A 455-nucleotide genomic window follows, 5' to 3' on the forward strand; every position below is an offset into this window, starting at 1 on the left:
CTGGGGTATCTAATCCTGTTTGCTACCCACGCTTTCGAACCTCAGCGTCAGTTACAGACCAGAGAGCCGCTTTCGCCACTGGTGTTCTTCCATATATCTACGCATTTCACCGCTACACATGGAGTTCCACTCTCCTCTTCTGCACTCAAGTCTCCCAGTTTCCAATGCACTACTCCGGTTAAGCCGAAGGCTTTCACATCAGACTTAAAAGACCGCCTGCGTTCCCTTTACGCCCAATAAATCCGGATAACGCTTGCCACCTACGTATTACCGCGGCTGCTGGCACGTAGTTAGCCGTGGCTTTCTCATAAGGTACCGTCAATTGATAGTCATTTCCTCCTATCACCTTTCTTCCCTTATAACAGAATTTTACAACCCGAAGGCCTTCTTCATTCACGCGGCGTTGCTCGGTCAGGCTTTCGCCCATTGCCGAAGATTCCCTACTGCTGCCTCCC

At 50.5% G+C, this 455-nt stretch carries 1 rRNA gene; it reads right to left on the bottom strand.

From position 1 onward, the window contains the following. Positions 1-455, bottom strand: a 16S ribosomal RNA gene (locus EJJ37_RS19880); the annotation flags it as partial.

Source organism: Clostridium cuniculi (assembly GCF_004353185.1).
Classification (GTDB): domain Bacteria; phylum Bacillota; class Clostridia; order Clostridiales; family Clostridiaceae; genus Clostridium; species Clostridium cuniculi.